Genomic DNA, 14867 nt, shown 5'->3' with positions numbered 1-14867 from the left:
ATGCCGGCGAAACAACCGAGTCACTGCCTCTTGGCACTGCCCCAGCCTGGGCGCGAATGCACAAGTGGCTCAAGCGAGGACTGTTCATCTGCCTCTTCGGTCTAGTTATCGAGGGTTCCCTCACGGTACCGGCAATTGCCGTGTGGTATGGATGGCCCACGCTGTCCCTAACCGAGATCTGCAGCGAGCTCCTCAAAGTCCGGTACTCTAACGACACCCTTGAGTGCAGGCAGCCCTACCCGATCGGCGGCCCGCCGTTTGGCGGTGCTCCCGAGGCGGCAGGACAGCACACCGCACGAGACGACTGGGGAATCCAGCCTCATCCGCGCTACGACCGAATCGGCTTTCGCCAACTGGTCAAGATCCACGATGCGCGAATCGCGCGGCAGGCCAAAGCAATTCCCGCCCCGCATTCCTAGCCCGCTCCTGTCGTAGAAACGATGCCAATAGCGTGCCATTGACAATGATTGACCGCTTGCGTGACGTTACGGCCTCGGCACCCGAGTGAACCGGCGAATGGGCTCGACGCCACCGGTTGCACGTCAATCTTGCGTAGGTCAGCGATTACAGTAACTGTTGGCCTGCGAATAGTGATTCGCACAATGCGTTAATTGCGTTAGGTGTTCACTGTCCCAAACCGGGCTCGTAGTTCAGTCTTGAGGACCTTGCCAGTGAGGTTGCGCGGCAGCGCATCCACGACTTCGAGTCGCTCCGGAATCTTGTGTTTACTCAGCCCTTGAGCTTGACAGTGTTCGAGCACCGACGGCAATGTCACTGCCGCGGCCGGACGCGCAACCACGACGGCACAAACACGTTCCCCGGTAAGGGGATCCGGCACGCCGATGACCGCGACATCAGCGACGGCGGGGTGGGTGGCCAACACACCCTCGATCTCCAGTGCGGAGATGTTCTCCGCATTTCGGATGATGGCGTCCTTGATGCGTCCGGTGACGATCACGTGCCCATTGGACTCGACCAGCCCGCAGTCACCGGTGCGAAACCAGCCATCCACGTCGAAGGCGTCGGCATCCAGCGACGCATCGACATAGCCGAGGAAGCACTGCGGTCCCTTGAGCCGAAGCTCCCCCTCCACACCGACACCCACCTCGCGTCCCGCCTCGTCGACGACTCGGACAGACACCCCTGTCACCGGTGGTCCGACGGTTCGGTCGGCAAGTTCGGGAGAAGCTTCAGGCGTCTGGGATGTCGCTACCGGAAACTCGGTCAAGCCCCAGGAATTGGCAGCGCCGTTGACCGAAAATGTCTCGCGCAGTTGTCGCCCGAGCTCGGCGGTGATGGGCGCACCACCTCCGACGCAGCCCCGCAGATCAGGGTAGAGGGGTTGCTGACCATGTTTGCGCTGTGCCGCCAGGAAGGCGACGAAGAATGGAGTGGCACTACCCAACAGCGTGGGACGGTGTGCGGCGATGGCGAAGGGGGTCTCAGCGGGATCGAAGGTGTCGAACAGCACCAGCCTCATGCCAGTGAGTAGGGCCGCGGCGAGCATCGCGGCCCCCCCGATGTGCGAGACAGGAAACGCGATCGGGTTGACGTCGTTGCTCGACGCACCCACGATCCCGACGACACCGGCCGAGCCTGCAATCACCGAACGGTCGCAGTGTCGCGCTCCTTTCGGCGCGGCCGTGGTGCCTGACGAGTAGTAAATCCAGCGCGGGTCCTCGCCGGCGCTCGGTGGTGCCGGCAGCCTCACAGGATCGCCAGCCGGCAGTTGAAGTTCGTCGGCAATCGGAGTGGAGTGGTCGATCACAATGACCGACATCGGCCGCTGATTCGCGAGCCGGTGCGCAAGCGCCGAGTGGTCGAAGTTGCGCCACATACCCGGCACGATCAGGAATTCGGTCGCGAGTTGTGCTGTAACAAAGCGCAGTTCACTCTCTCTCCAGATCGGCAACACCGGGTTTTGCACCGCGCCCAAGCGCGTCAGCGCCACCATGACGACCATCGTCTCCAGCCTGGTCGGCAGTTGCCAGGAGACCGTGGAGCCGGCGCCGATTCCCCGCTCAGCCAGTGCTGCCGCGCAAGTAAGCGCGGACTGACGCAGTTGCGCGCAAGTCAGGTTCCGCCCGTAGTCGTCGCTGAGTACTACCGAGTCGGGGCGTGTTTGGGCTGCGGACTCTACGAGAGACCAGTAGGTCCGAGGGGGGTGCGGTGCTGTCATCGGCTCGGCAGGCGCAGCCGTCGCTTGGCGAGAATGTTGCGCATCATCTCCGAGCTGCCACCCGATATGGTGTAGGCGCGCGACCACAGCCAACTTTCACGCAATCGTTCTTTGGCCTCCCGCACCGCGGAATCCTCGCTGCCGATGATGACGGCAGCAGCCAAGTCGGTGCCGTATGCCGAAACTCTATGGTAAGTCTCGGAAAAACTCAGCTTGGCAATCGACCCATCGCCGATCTGATCGGCACCGGAAATCATCCGCTCCACGTGATCGTCGATAAATGCCTTGGCCACTTCAACTTCCACAGCCAGCTCCGCAACGCTCTGGCGGACATCGTCGTGGTCGACGGCAACCGTTCCGTCGATCCGGCCGGCGCGGGCCAGGGTCACCAAATCCTCGAGCAGCAATTCCAGCAATATCACATTGGCACCTATGCCGAATCGCTCGAAGTCGAGCCCGGCCATGATGATCGACCAGCCCTGGCCCGCTTCCCCGACCAGACTCTCCGGAGACAGCGTGACAGCGTCCAGGAAGACCTCGTTGACCTCAACCGCATCGCCAATAGTCCGAATGGGCCGGATCTCGACACCGTCCGCCGAAAGCGGGATGACGAATACCGATAGGCCGTCATGGCGCGATGACGCCGGGTCGGTGCGGATCAGAGCAAGCCCCATGTCAGCCCAGTGCGCGTCGGTAATCCAAGTCTTCTGCCCGTCGATAACCCAGGCACCGCCCTCTTGTTGGGTCCCACGGCTGCGCACCCCCGCAATATCGCTACCAGCGTCGGGTTCGCTGAGCAGTTGGCACCAGATGTGCTCGCTTCGACGGATCGGTGGCAGCAGCGCTTGCTTTTGTTGCTCGGAACCGAAGTGTAACAAGACGTGTGCGGCCAGGTTGACTTGGTCGACGGGCCGCGGTGCTCGGGCGCGCAGGATCTCCTCGCTAACGATCCGGTCGTGCAGTGGATGGTGGTCGCTGCGGCCGCCGTACTCGACTGGCCAGTCCGCCCCGACCAGGCCGGCGTCGTACAGGCTGGCAAACCACTTGCGCAGCAAGACTTCCTGTTCAGTGGTCTCCGGCGCGCGGTGCCCTTCGCGCGCTTCCAGCGGCGGTGCGTGTTCCGCGATGTGCGCCCGAACCCGGTTTCTGAAGTCGGTCAGCTGCCCCCGCGCGGGCCGAAGTCGGACGGCGTTCACCAACCCGACACCTCCGCCAGCAACCCTCGACTTGATCGCGCGGTTCCCAACAGCTGGGCGTTGGTATAGACCCGACGCAGTTCGTAGTGCAGCGGATACTCCCAGGTGAATCCGATACCGCCGGACAGTTGCATGCACTCGTCCACTGCTGCCGTGGCTTTCGCTGCTACGAACGCGTGCGCCGCGGCTGTAAGTGCAGTAGCCCTTTTGTCGCCGGCGACGATTGCGCGAGCCGCCCTCATGATCACGGCGCGCGCTTTCACCTCGAAAACCAACAGATCGACCAGCCGGTGCTGGATTGCCTGGAAACTTGCGATAGGCACCCCGAAAGCCACCCGCTTTCTGAGGTAGGCCGTGAGCCGTTCCAGGGTCATGGATACGGCGCCGACGGAGTCGGCAGAAACCAGCAGCCGAGCCACGGCTAGCAGCTTTTCCGCGCGGTCGGACGAGCCGATCGAGACACCCGAGATGCTCGCCAGATCAACGCGCCACACCGGTCTTGTGACGTCCAGCAGGTCGCCGTCCGGATAGGGCCGCGCCGAGTCCAGGTCGCGGAACAACTGAATCCCGCTGCAACCTAGAAGGACAACGATGTCGACTGAATCGCCGAGGATCACCCGGGCACAGTCGGATTCCACCGCGAGACCCGCTGTCGCTGTGCCGGCAAGCAGATCGGCTAGCCAGTCTTTCCGGACGTCGTCACGGGCCGAGGCAAGGGCGGCCGCGGCCACCGTGGTTCCCAACCACGCCGACGCGTCCCGCGCTCGCCCGAGCTCCTCGGCCAGGACACATGTCTCGACCGGACGCCATCCGGCACCACCCAGATCCTCGTCAACGAGCAGCCCAGTCCAATCCATCGCCGCGAGATCCTCGACGGAGCCCGTCTCCTCCCGTTCAGCAAGAAACTCCCGGGCCGACACCCTGAGCAGATCGAGGTCGACATCAGGTGAGTTCTCGCCGGCCATCCCGCCATCAGCTCCGGAAAAGCAGCTGTTCGGCGTTGTCACGCATGATCCGCCGCTTACTCGCGTCATCCAAGGGATCCAGCAGCTTCACAAAGTCCGCCGGCTCGGCCATGCCTTCGGCGTGCGGGTAGTCCGAACCCATCACCAGGCAGTCGTCGTAACCCATACTCGCGACGATCGCCGGAATGTCATCCTCCGGGTACGGCACCACACGGACGTGGCGGCGGAAGATCGTCGACGGCCGCTCTGTCAGCTTCCCGCCGATCCAAGGACCGTTGCGGCCCATCCCCCGACTCTTGTCCATGTGTCTGGTGAAGAACGGCACCCATTCCGCCCCGTGCTCGGCGACAAGAACGTTCAGACCCGGGAAGCGACCGAAGAGGTTGTCGAAGATGAGCGCGGACAACGTCTCCTCAATCGGCCGCTGCCCGTAGACATTCATCCACTGCCACGCCGACATGTGCCAGGAGGCAGGGTCGGCGTTTTGTCCCCAGGCAGGCGAAATGGCGTCGAAGTACCAAAACGGCATGATATGGAACACCAGGATGCAACCCGCCTCTTGCAAACGCGCGTAGACAGGGTCGAAGTACGGGTCGCCGGGTGAGCGACCGTATGCGGGACCGGTTGGCAGCAGCACAAACTTTGCCCCTTGAGCGATGATCGCCTCCGTCTCCGTGACTGCAGAATCCAAGTCGCGCAACGACAGCAGTGCTGTTGCAAAAATCTTGTCGTTATGGTTGAAACCCCACTCCTCGTCAAACCAGCGATTGAACGAGCGCAAATTGGCATAGAGCGCCGCCGTGTCGTCGACATAGTGTTCGGCTGCCAGAGCCATGCCACTGGGATAGATGACCATGCGTTCGACGTTCTGGCCCGCCATGACGGCCAGGCGCGCGGCGCGCTCGATGAATTCCGCTTGCATGGGTTGCGGCTCGTAGGACTCCTCGGGGTTGCCCGATCCCATTTGCCTGAGCATCTCCTTGAGCGAACCCGGCCGGTAAGCCACGTCCAGCCCCAGCCCACCTTCGCTATTGAAAGTGGCGACGCGGTGTCCCGCGAGAATCACCTCGACACCGTCGGCCCCGCGCACCGTGGTGATGGCCCGGTCCCGAAACTTCTCCGGCAGATAACGGGTGAATGCGTCCCGCGTCTCGTAGCAGTGGGTGTCGCAGTCAAAGATGCCGTAGTCGAGTTTCGTCACCACGTCGCTCCTTCAGGCGAGAATGATTATTCTCTACTTTCAAGAAACATACTATCCTGTATTAACGGTGGCTATCCGGGCCGCCCGAAGACGTCATGCCCGGGGTGGCCTCAGACGCATAGCGGAAGGTCCATCTCCATCAAAGCCACTGACGGACAACGTGTTCGGCGGACTGATGACTGAGGTCGACGAACTCCGTGGGGTCGTTCGCGACTACCTTGCGGCGACTTCGCCGAGCGAGATAGTTCGCAAGCTGATGATGACGGACGCCGGGTACGACGATTCGTCCTGGCGCCAGATGGCCACCGAGTTGGGTCTGCATGGCATTGGCGTGCCCGAGCGGTGGGGCGGTGCGGGCGCGGGGTTGCCCGAATTGGCGGTGGTGTTCGAGGAAATGGGACGCGCGCTGCTGTGTTCCCCATTCTTCGCCACCGTGGCGCTGGCGACGCGGGCCATCCTCGCCAGCGGCGACGAAACAGCCGCCGAGCGGTTCCTTCCGGGGTTCGTCGACGGCTCTACCACCGCAACGCTGATCCTCAACGGGCAGCTCGACGCTTGGAATCCCGCAACGGTCACATTGCGGGCCGACCCTGACGGGTCCGCGCACCGGGTCTTCGGTGTAGCGCCGCTCGTGATCGATGGCGCCACGGCGGACGTCATCCTGGCCGCCGCCCGCACCGCTGCCGGCATTTCACTGCTCGCGGTACCGGCCGGCTCACCGGGAGTCCGTCGCACACCGCTGGCCGTGCTCGACCGCACGCGGAAAGTCGCCAGCGTGGAGTTCGACGGCGCTGCGGCCACATTGATCGGCATGGACGGCGGCGCCGCGAGCTTCTTGGCACGAACATCGGATCACGCCATCATCGCGCTGGCGGCCGAGCAGGTTGGCGCCGCCCAGCGCTGCCTCGACATGGCCGTCGACTACGCGAAGGCTCGAATCCAGTTCGGCCGGCCGATCGGCAGCTTCCAAGCGATCAAACACCGGTGTGCGGACATGCTGGTCCATTTGGAAGGATCACGTTCGGCCGCCTCGCACGCGGCCGACGTGGCCGGCACAGATGAACTGTCGACCGCCGCATCAGTAGCGAAAATGGTCTGCTCAGATGCCTTCTTACAGATCGCGCTCGACAACATGCGCATCCACGGTGGCATCGGCTTCACCTGGGAACACGATGCGCACTTGTTCGTCCGGCGCGCCAAGGCAACCCAACTGATCTTTGGCGATCCCGACTACCACGCCCAGCGCCTGGCCACACTCGTCTTCCCCTGAAAGGACTTCCGTGACCGTTTCCTTCTCCCTCGAACTGCCCACGCACCGCGTCGAGGCGGTCGAGGAATTCGTAACCGCGGAAGCTATCGCCGAGATCGCGAAAACGGCCGAGGCAAGCGGGTTCGCCGCGGTCCACGTCACCGACCATCCGGCGCCCGACGCGAAATGGCTCGACCACGGGGGGCACCACGCCCTAGACCCGTTCGTTGCGCTGGCGTTCGCCGCTGCCGCAACCACAGAAGTCAAGCTACTCACCAATGTCTACATTGCCGCCTACCGCAACCCGTTTCTGGGCGCCAAGTCGATTCAAAGTCTCGCCACCCTTTCCAACGGGCGCCTCATCCTGGGCACCGCCGCTGGCTATCTGAAGCCCGAATTCAAGGCACTAGGAATCGATTTCGACAGTCGTGGCGCGTTGCTCGACGAGGCATTGGATGTTTTGGAGAAGGTGTTGACCGGCGCTGACATCGCCTACGAAGGAACGTCGTTCGCTGGGCGCGGTGTTCGGTTCCGCCCGCTGCCTACGACCCCACTAAAGGTCTGGGTGGGTGGCAATAGCAAGCCTGCTATCCGGCGGGCGGTATCTCGTGCGCAGGGTTGGGCTCCATTCAACACGTTCGGATATGCCGCGGCGTCGCGGACCGCGGAGATTTCGACGGTCGACGAGTTGGAGGTCGCCATCGACTGGGCCAAGCAATATGCGGCAGAGATCGGCCGGACGGCGCCGCTGGACATCTGCTTCTCCGCCGGAAACCTATTAGATGACAACAAATCGGCCGACGAACGTCATGCGACGATTGCGAGACTCGGGGCCGCGGGGGTCACTTGGCTCACGTTTGTGCCGCCGGGCGCCGACCGCGCCGAAGTAATCGAACATTCCCGCGCCTTCGCCAAGGAATTCATCGTCGCCTGACGCCTCGGACGGCTATCGGGCGACCTTTACTTCGTCCTGAGCCTCCGCTGCGCACTTAGACTGCTCACGCGGGGCCGGACACGAGTCAGCTGACGCCGCGTTCGCAATGCAGGTATGGCCACGTTTGCATCGAGACGTCCACTGAATCGAACACTCTTAGCAGCACACGATAACGTGTATTCTCATGCCACAACCCAGCCTGCATGACCTGCTCGATCCCGCGACCACCGCCTTGGTGACCCAGGAGTGCCAAGGCGGCGTGATTGGACACCAGGCCGGCCTGCCATTCCTGGCCGAAGAGGCGCGCCGAGAAGCCATTCCCAACATCGCCCGACTGCTCGATGCCGCTAGGTCATCCGGCGTGGCCGTCGTCCACTGCCTCATGGAGAAGCGCCCCGACAACCGTGGGTCTAACACCAATGCCCGGCTGTTCATGGCGGGGAAATCATTCGCCGCCGACCTGACTCCCGGCAGCCCCGGTGCATCGGTTCTGCCCGAATTCGGTCCGGTACCTAGCGACCTGGTGCTTACCAGGACACATGGCGTGGGGCCGATGACGGGCACGGACCTTGACTCGGTGCTGCGCAACATGGGCATCAAAACAATTGTCGGGGTTGGCGTTTCGGTCAACATCGCAATTCAGAACTTCGTGATGGACGCGGTGAATCGCAGCTATCAGTTCGTGTTGCCGCGCGACGCGGTGAGCGGGTATCCGCGGGAGTACGCCGAGTCCATAATCGACAACACGCTGGCACTACTCACTACCCTGACAACCACGGATGCAGTGGTTGGTGCCTGGAACGAGCTTCGCGCACCGTGACCCCGACCTAGATGTTGTACCGCGAAGGTGATAACTTCGTTCTCAGAAAGCGTAAATGATCATATTCGCTGCTCAGGAGGAAAGTCCCGTGCCTTCCCGGTCCTTGCCGTACCCGGTTTTCGATATCGACAACCACATGTACGAAACGAAAGACGCATTGACCAAGTACTTGCCGAAGCAGCACCGCGGAAAGGTCGGCTATGTCGAGGTTAATGGCCGACCCAAACTCGTCGTCAAGGACCACATCAGCCACATGATCCCCAACCCGACGTTCGCGCGTGTCGCCAGACCGGGCAGCGCCGAGGACTACTTCCTCGGCAAAAATCCCGAAGGCCTCAACTTCCGCGAGTTCATCGGTGAGGCAATGGATGTCATCCCGGCATATCAGGAGCCAGCACCCCGTCTCGAGCTGATGGACGAGCTAGGCATCGACCAATGCGTGATGTACCCGACCCTCGCCAGCCTCATCGAGGAACGCACCACCGACGACGTCGTCCTCACCCACGCCATCATCCACGCACTCAACGAGTGGATGCACGAGCACTGGAAGTTCAACTATCACGACAGGATCTTCGCGACCCCGGTCATCTGCCTACCGTTAGTAGACGAAGCCATCAGGGAGTTCCACTGGGGACTCGAGCGTGGCATGAAGACATTTCTCGTGAGACCTGCACCAGTTCCCAGCCGCTTCGGTGGTTCGCGGTCAATGGGGCTGCCCGAGTTCGACCCGTTCTGGGAAGAGGTCGTCAAGGCGGGCATGCCAGTTACCATGCACGCCTCGGACAGCGGTTACCAGAAGCACCTCATGGAATGGGAGGGCGGCGACGAGTACCTGTCCTTCAAGCCCAGCGCACTCCGCGAGGTCGTGATGGGCCATCGCGCGATCGAGGACACCCTGGCCGCGATGATCTGCCACGGCGCGCTGTCACGATTTCCGGATTTAAAGATCTTCTGCGTCGAAAACGGCAGCGGCTGGGTGCGCAACCTGCTCGAGCAGCTCAACACTGCCTACAAGATTATGCCCAAGGAATTTGACGAACACCCTGTCGAGGTGTTCAAGCGCAACATCTACATCCACCCGTTCCTCGAAGACGACGTCAAGGGAATCATCGATATCATGGGCGAGGACCACGTGATGTTCGGCTCAGATTTCCCACACCCGGAAGGCATGGGCGACCCGTTGAGCTTCATCGATCGGCTCGACGGCGTCTCGGAAGCCGCGAAGGTAAAGATCATGGGCGGCAACGCGATTGAGCAGCTGCGCCTCAAGGTCCCGGCGTGACCCAGGCGCCTACATCCCGTGGCTGACGGTCAATCGGTAAATCGGTCTGTTCGCCGAGGCCACCGGAGACCCATCAGTGGATTCATGTCGACGCCGATCAGCCCGCAATGCTGCCTTCACGCAAGAAGTTGAGGGTATAGCCCTCGTACGTCAGGCTATTGCCGTCGAGGCCAATGAGATCGAGGAATTGGTACCACTCCCGCGAATCGACGAACCAGTCCCAACGGGTTATATGGCCCTGCTCGTTGGTCCAGACATAATCCCATTCGTGGAGCTCGAGCATCGTCCCGTCAGCCAGCGTGCCCGCATAGGTATCGCGAACCGCGAACCCCCAATCGGCGGCCCTGCAATCAAACGGCGTGATGATCCGAAAGTCGGGCATGTGCTTCCACCACATGCGGAACTCGCAAGTGAGCATGTCACCGTCCGGCGCAAAGTCTTGCATAGCCGCCAGCACCTCTTGAGAGGCGAGGTCGGCCATCGGGCTGTCCGCACCATCGTTGAAGAGGGGGCACATCATCACCGCGTCTGGCGCGTAGATCCACTCGTCGCCGTAGCTGATTTTCTTCGTCTCCGGAGCCGTCGCGTAAGTCTCCCACTTTGCATGGGCGACCCTGTGGTGCCGAGCCACTCTATCCGATGTCACGTCGTCGCCTTCCTGAGCACGGGCACGTTAGACCACCCGCAGACGTTGGACATGGCTACCCGCCGCAGCCCGCTGCGATCGACTTCATAATCGGGGATGAGATCGAGCAGAGCCTCGAGCGCGATGCGACTCTCCATCCTCGCCAGCGCCGCCCCTAGGCAGCTGTGTACGCCGTATCCAAATGCCAGATTGAAGCCCATCTTGCGTTCCCGGTCGATGTCCACTCGATCGGGATCCGGAAACATCCGCTCATCGCGAGTCGCCGAGCCGGTGACGAGCAGGACAGCGCTGCCTTCCGGGATCGTCCTGCCGTGATAGCGCACATCGCGTGTGGCCGTGCGGATCTGGTATTGCGATGGCGCCTCATACCGCAGTAACTCTTCGATCGCAGCGGGAACCTTGCTGCGGTCCTCACGCAGCTTTTGCCACTCGTCCGGAAAGTCGGCGAAGGCGACCATGGCGTTGCCGACGAGCTTGGTCACGGTCTCGGCGCCCGCACCCCCGAGCATGGTCGCGAAGCCGGTGATATCCACGTCGGTGAGCTTCTCTACCTTTCCGTCGCGTTCGATCTCGGTTTCGATGAGCCGGCTGATCATGTCGTCACGGGGTTTGGCGCGGCGCTGTCTAACCAGGTCGTAGTAGTAGAGACCGGTGTTTACCGACGCCTGGAAACCTTCTGGGGTAGTTGCGATCTCACCGGGATGGCGCTCGAGCAGCAAATCGAGCCAGACTCGAATCTGATCACGGTCCTGTTTCGGCACGCCCAGCATGGTCGTGATGACCTCGTTCGGAAACAGTGCCGAGAAGTCGGCCACCACGTCGAAAGAGGCTGGGTTGAGCGCATCGACGCGCTCGTAGACCTTTTCACGCACCATGTGTTCCAACGCAGCAATGGCGCGCGGCGTGAACACGTTGCTCACCAGCCTGCGCATCTTCTGGTGCTCGGGCGGGTCCATCGAGATGATTACCTTGGGCACCGGGATAGCGTCGTCATGCGCTTGCACCATGTCCAAGGTGGCGCCCTTGGCCGACGAAAAAGTCTCGTGGTCCTTGGTGGCGGGCGCCACGTCTTCGTAGCGGGTCAGAGCCCAGAAATCCCACTTCCCGCTGTAATAGAGCGGAGCCTTCTCGCGCAGGATCCGGTAAGTGTCGAAGGCTCCGTTGAAGAAGTCCTCCGAGAAAGGGTCGAATTCGACAGGATCACTGGAAATATTTTGTGGTGCAGTCGAATTCATAGGACTGCGCCAGTTTCCTTATAGCCCATGATGGTGTCCCAATCAAAGCCAGCATCCATCAGTACTTCCTCGGTATGCTGACCGTGTTCCGGCGCCCCCGGGGGTACAACCGCCTGCTCGTCGAACTGAACGGGATTGGTGGGCAACGCATACGGTGCGCCATTCATTGTCGTCGTGTTCGCGACGTAGCCGTTCGCGGTCACCGCCGGGTCCTGGCACAGCTCGCCCGGTGTCTGCACCACGCCCCAGGCGCCAGAGATACCTGCCAATTGTGCGCGCCATTGGGCAAGCGTGCGTTGGGCAAACACGCCGTCCATTAGCGAGATGAGCTCTGCGCGGTTGGCGAACCGCGCAGCCGGATCGGCGAATCGACCGTCGCCGACCAATTCGGGTAGGCCGATGGCACGCATCGCCTCCGGGTAGAACTTGTCCAGTTGCAGCATCATCAATTGGACATACCGGTCGTCCTTGGTGCGGTAGGTACCAACCAACGGGTTTGGGGCGTCGGCGTGGCTGTACTTTGGAATCGCAGTGCCGCCGTGGATTTGGCTCACGGCGACGTCGGGACTGAGGTTCCAGGCCGCCAGGCCGAGCAGGGACACGTCGACCACCGAGCCCTGGCCGGTGGTGACTTTCCGATACAAGGCGGCTGCGATCCCGCCCGCGATCGTCATGCCTCCGAGCAGATCCCCGAACGCAGGTCGCGAGCGAACCAGCTCATCAGCGTCCTCGGTGAGCATGGCGGCGATGCCTCCACGCGCCCAGTATGAGACGCCGTCATAACCCGGTTTGTCCGAATCGGGCCCCTTTGGTCCATGGCCCGACCCGCGTACGTAGACGATGTTGGGGTTCGCGGCCCTGATGTCATCGACGTCAATGCCCATCTTCTTGCGGCGACTTGGCAGATAGCTGGTGAGGAACACGTCGCACGTCGCAGCGAGTTTGCGGATCACTTCCTGGCCGCCGGCAGTGCTCAAGTCGACCCCGATCGACTTCTTGCCGCGATTCGGTATCTCGATCATGTAGTTGACCGTGCCACCACCGGATTCCACTATGCCCATCGTGACCAGGCCCCGCTGCGGGTCACCACCTTCCCGCGGCTCGACCTTGATGACCTCGGCTCCCCATTCAGCCAACACCGCACCCGCCGAGGGCACGAAGGTCCATGCGGCGACCTCTAGCACGCGGACACCGCTGAGCACATTGTCGACAGAAATGACGTTCTCCCTTGATCTTGGTATCCACGGTGCGAACGCACCCACAGGTCAGCAACGACGAAAACGCCTATTTGCCTTCTGCGAGAATGGCAGTTTCGGATTGATTTGTAAACCGCTAGGGGCGAGCCGAAAGGCGCTCGGGCAACGCCGGATCTCCACCATCCCCAGGACTCGACTCCAACCCGGCCAAGCCGGTCACTTGTCCGCCCTGGCGACAGGGTAGGCCCTCGGAGGCCATCGAGAACAATTGTTCTCGCTTTTCGGAAATACTACTATCGTGCGTGTTATGCCCTTTCCGGAGATTTCGCCAACGATTCCCACCTTGGTGAGGTCGTCCTCTGCGTTGTATGGGGACAAGCCGTTTCTTGTCGCCGACGACCAGGAACTGACCTACATCGACCTTGATCGTCGCTCGGCGGCTCTGGCGACTGAGCTGCTGGCTATCGGCATCGGTAAGGGCGATCACGTCGGAATCTTGATGCCCAACAGCATCGACTGGGCGCTGGCCTGGTTCGCCGCCACCCGCATCGGCGCAGTCGCTGTCCCACTAAACACCTTCTACAAGGGGTCCGAACTGGCTTGGACTGTCCGCCATGCCGACCTGCGAGCCATATTGACGTGGTCGCGGTTCCGCAATCACAACTTCCTGGCGCGCCTTCAGGAGGCGTTGCCCAGCTTGGCGGATCAACACGATTCAAGCCGCATCGCAGTACGGGAAGCGCCATTCCTGCGAACCGTTGCGATATCGGGGCCATCCGATCGTGCCTGGGCGACAACGCTAGACCCCGAAAGCGCGGTTTCGGCCGATGACGCCGCCTTCCTCGTCGAGGTGGAATCCTGCGTAACGGCGGCCGACGAAGTGATGATCATCTACACCTCTGGCAGCACCGGCGATCCGAAAGGCCCCGTGCATACCCAGGGCACGCTGGTGCGCCATACCTACAACCTCACGTTCAGCTACGGGGTCACTCACGACACCGTGATGTTCACATCCATGCCATTCTTTTGGGTGGGTGGGCTGATCACCGGGTTGCACGCGGTGATCCACCACGGCGCGACCCTAGTCACCCAGCCCGCTTTCGACGCCGCCGAAGCCCTGGAGCTCATCGAGCGCCACCGCGCAACGATCACGCTGGGCTGGCCGCAGCAAGGCAAGACATTGGCCGAACATCCTGAGTTCACCGCACGTGACCTCAGTTCGGTGCAGCGCACCAGCATGCCTGCAATGGTGCCGCCCGAGCGCCGGCCCAAGGGCCCCAACGCCTTGGGGATGACGGAACTGTGCGGCAACCACATCGGCGTCGACCCCTACGTTCCACAACCGCCGGAACGGTCCGAAACAGGCGGTGTCTCCATCGAAGGGCTGCAACATGTCATCGCGGACCCCGATACGAGCCAACCGGTGCCGGTCGGCACTGCGGGCGAAGTCTGGGTTCGTGGCTACTCGCTGATGCAACGCCTGCACAAGCGTGAACGCGAGGAGGTCTTCACCACCGACGGCTACTACCGGACCGGTGACTGTGGCGTCGGGTATGAAGACGGCTGGATCAGGTTCACCGGGCGGTTGGGCGACCTCATCAAGACGAGCGGCGGAACCAACGTCACCCCCAGCGAAGTTGAGGCGGCACTGGCTGCCTGTGATGGGGTACTAGAGGCCTATGTGGTCGGCGCCGAAAGTGGTCACGACGGAACGGTCGTCGCCGCCGCAGTGGTACCCCGCAGTGCATCGACGCTCGATGGCGAATCCTTGCGGGCTCAACTGCGCGAACGGTTGTCTACCTATAAGGTGCCGAAGTTCATCTGGGTCACCGGGAAGCAGGAACTCCCGTTCACCGCGAGCGGCAAGGTGAAGAAGTCAGAGCTGTCGCGGCAAATCAGCGGATTGTTAACGCGCCCTGGCACATAGGATAACAATGCCCTCTGTGGGGTGATCAACAACGCCG

Annotated in this window: 13 protein-coding genes; 6 read left to right on the top strand and 7 right to left on the bottom strand. The window is 62.1% G+C overall.

The features are described from left to right. Window positions 1-56: 56 nt before the first annotated feature. The gene (locus H0P51_RS08245) at window positions 57-419 is read left to right on the top strand and encodes a hypothetical protein (protein WP_180917461.1); all 363 of its coding nucleotides are present in this window, start codon (window positions 57-59) and stop codon (window positions 417-419) included. Window positions 420-616: 197 nt separating this feature from the next. On the opposite strand, the gene H0P51_RS08240 is transcribed toward H0P51_RS08245, so the two are convergent. From H0P51_RS08240 to H0P51_RS08225, 4 genes are read right to left on the bottom strand one after another with little or no spacing between them, the layout of a single operon-like run. Beyond that, complete coding sequence (locus H0P51_RS08240) at window positions 617-2179, bottom strand: class I adenylate-forming enzyme family protein (RefSeq protein WP_180917460.1); 1563 nt, start codon at window positions 2177-2179, stop codon at window positions 617-619. Beyond that, window positions 2176-3375, bottom strand: coding sequence for an acyl-CoA dehydrogenase family protein (locus tag H0P51_RS08235; RefSeq protein ID WP_180917459.1), 1200 nt, complete (start codon window positions 3373-3375; stop codon window positions 2176-2178). The genes H0P51_RS08240 and H0P51_RS08235 overlap by 4 nt, the downstream gene beginning before the upstream one ends. After that, complete coding sequence (locus H0P51_RS08230) at window positions 3372-4340, bottom strand: acyl-CoA dehydrogenase family protein (RefSeq protein WP_180918823.1); 969 nt, start codon at window positions 4338-4340, stop codon at window positions 3372-3374. The genes H0P51_RS08235 and H0P51_RS08230 overlap by 4 nt, the downstream gene beginning before the upstream one ends. 7 nt (window positions 4341-4347) lie before the next feature. Beyond that, entirely contained in the window at window positions 4348-5544 is a 1197-nt protein-coding gene (locus H0P51_RS08225; protein WP_180917458.1) for an amidohydrolase family protein, read from the bottom strand. A gap of 172 nt (window positions 5545-5716) precedes the next feature. On the opposite strand from H0P51_RS08225, the gene H0P51_RS08220 reads away from it, so the two are divergent. The 4 genes from H0P51_RS08220 (at window position 5717) to H0P51_RS08205 (ending at window position 9826) form a co-directional block, all read left to right on the top strand. Continuing rightward, on the top strand, window positions 5717-6811 hold the full coding sequence (locus tag H0P51_RS08220) for an acyl-CoA dehydrogenase family protein (protein ID WP_180917457.1): 1095 nt from the start codon (window positions 5717-5719) through the stop codon (window positions 6809-6811). Between the two features lie 10 nt (window positions 6812-6821). Then, window positions 6822-7724, top strand: coding sequence for a TIGR03619 family F420-dependent LLM class oxidoreductase (locus H0P51_RS08215; RefSeq protein ID WP_180917456.1), 903 nt, complete (start codon window positions 6822-6824; stop codon window positions 7722-7724). 184 nt (window positions 7725-7908) lie between these two features. Further along, window positions 7909-8544: a cysteine hydrolase family protein gene (locus H0P51_RS08210; RefSeq protein WP_180917455.1), complete on the top strand. Its 636-nt coding sequence runs from the start codon at window positions 7909-7911 to the stop codon at window positions 8542-8544. A gap of 88 nt (window positions 8545-8632) precedes the next feature. Next, entirely contained in the window at window positions 8633-9826 is a 1194-nt protein-coding gene (locus tag H0P51_RS08205) for an amidohydrolase family protein (RefSeq protein WP_180917454.1), read from the top strand. Between the two features lie 97 nt (window positions 9827-9923). Here H0P51_RS08205 and H0P51_RS08200 read toward each other — a convergent pair whose 3' ends face one another. From H0P51_RS08200 to H0P51_RS08190, 3 genes are read right to left on the bottom strand one after another with little or no spacing between them, the layout of a single operon-like run. Next, window positions 9924-10472 (bottom strand): hypothetical protein, encoded by a 549-nt coding sequence (locus H0P51_RS08200; protein ID WP_180917453.1) that lies wholly within the window; start codon window positions 10470-10472, stop codon window positions 9924-9926. Next, window positions 10469-11707, bottom strand: coding sequence for a cytochrome P450 (locus tag H0P51_RS08195; protein ID WP_180917452.1), 1239 nt, complete (start codon window positions 11705-11707; stop codon window positions 10469-10471). Before H0P51_RS08195 ends, H0P51_RS08200 begins: the two co-directional genes overlap by 4 nt. Next, window positions 11704-12948, bottom strand: a complete 1245-nt coding sequence (locus H0P51_RS08190) for a CaiB/BaiF CoA transferase family protein (protein ID WP_180918822.1) — start codon at window positions 12946-12948, stop codon at window positions 11704-11706. Before H0P51_RS08190 ends, H0P51_RS08195 begins: the two co-directional genes overlap by 4 nt. 262 nt (window positions 12949-13210) lie before the next feature. On the opposite strand from H0P51_RS08190, the gene H0P51_RS08185 reads away from it, so the two are divergent. Next, window positions 13211-14830: a class I adenylate-forming enzyme family protein gene (locus H0P51_RS08185; protein WP_180917451.1), complete on the top strand. Its 1620-nt coding sequence runs from the start codon at window positions 13211-13213 to the stop codon at window positions 14828-14830. The last annotated feature ends 37 nt before the right edge of the window (window positions 14831-14867 follow it).

It is taken from the genome of Mycobacterium vicinigordonae, assembly GCF_013466425.1.
In the GTDB taxonomy this organism is placed as follows: Bacteria; Actinomycetota; Actinomycetes; order Mycobacteriales; family Mycobacteriaceae; genus Mycobacterium; species Mycobacterium vicinigordonae.
This window is presented reverse-complemented; position numbering and strand designations above follow the sequence as displayed.

Bases quoted from the DNA above. Each gene is read 5' to 3' on its own strand.
- H0P51_RS08210 (WP_180917455.1), top strand. From the start codon at position 7,909: ATGCCACAACCCAGCCTGCATGACCTGCTCGATCCCGCGACCACCGCC.
- H0P51_RS08220 (WP_180917457.1), top strand. From the start codon at position 5,717: ATGACTGAGGTCGACGAACTCCGTGGGGTCGTTCGCGACTACCTTGCG.
- H0P51_RS08195 (WP_180917452.1), bottom strand. From the start codon at position 11,707: ATGAATTCGACTGCACCACAAAATATTTCCAGTGATCCTGTCGAATTC.
- H0P51_RS08230 (WP_180918823.1), bottom strand. From the start codon at position 4,340: ATGGCCGGCGAGAACTCACCTGATGTCGACCTCGATCTGCTCAGGGTG.
- H0P51_RS08245 (WP_180917461.1), top strand. From the start codon at position 57: ATGCACAAGTGGCTCAAGCGAGGACTGTTCATCTGCCTCTTCGGTCTA.
- H0P51_RS08185 (WP_180917451.1), top strand. From the start codon at position 13,211: ATGCCCTTTCCGGAGATTTCGCCAACGATTCCCACCTTGGTGAGGTCG.
- H0P51_RS08240 (WP_180917460.1), bottom strand. From the start codon at position 2,179: ATGACAGCACCGCACCCCCCTCGGACCTACTGGTCTCTCGTAGAGTCC.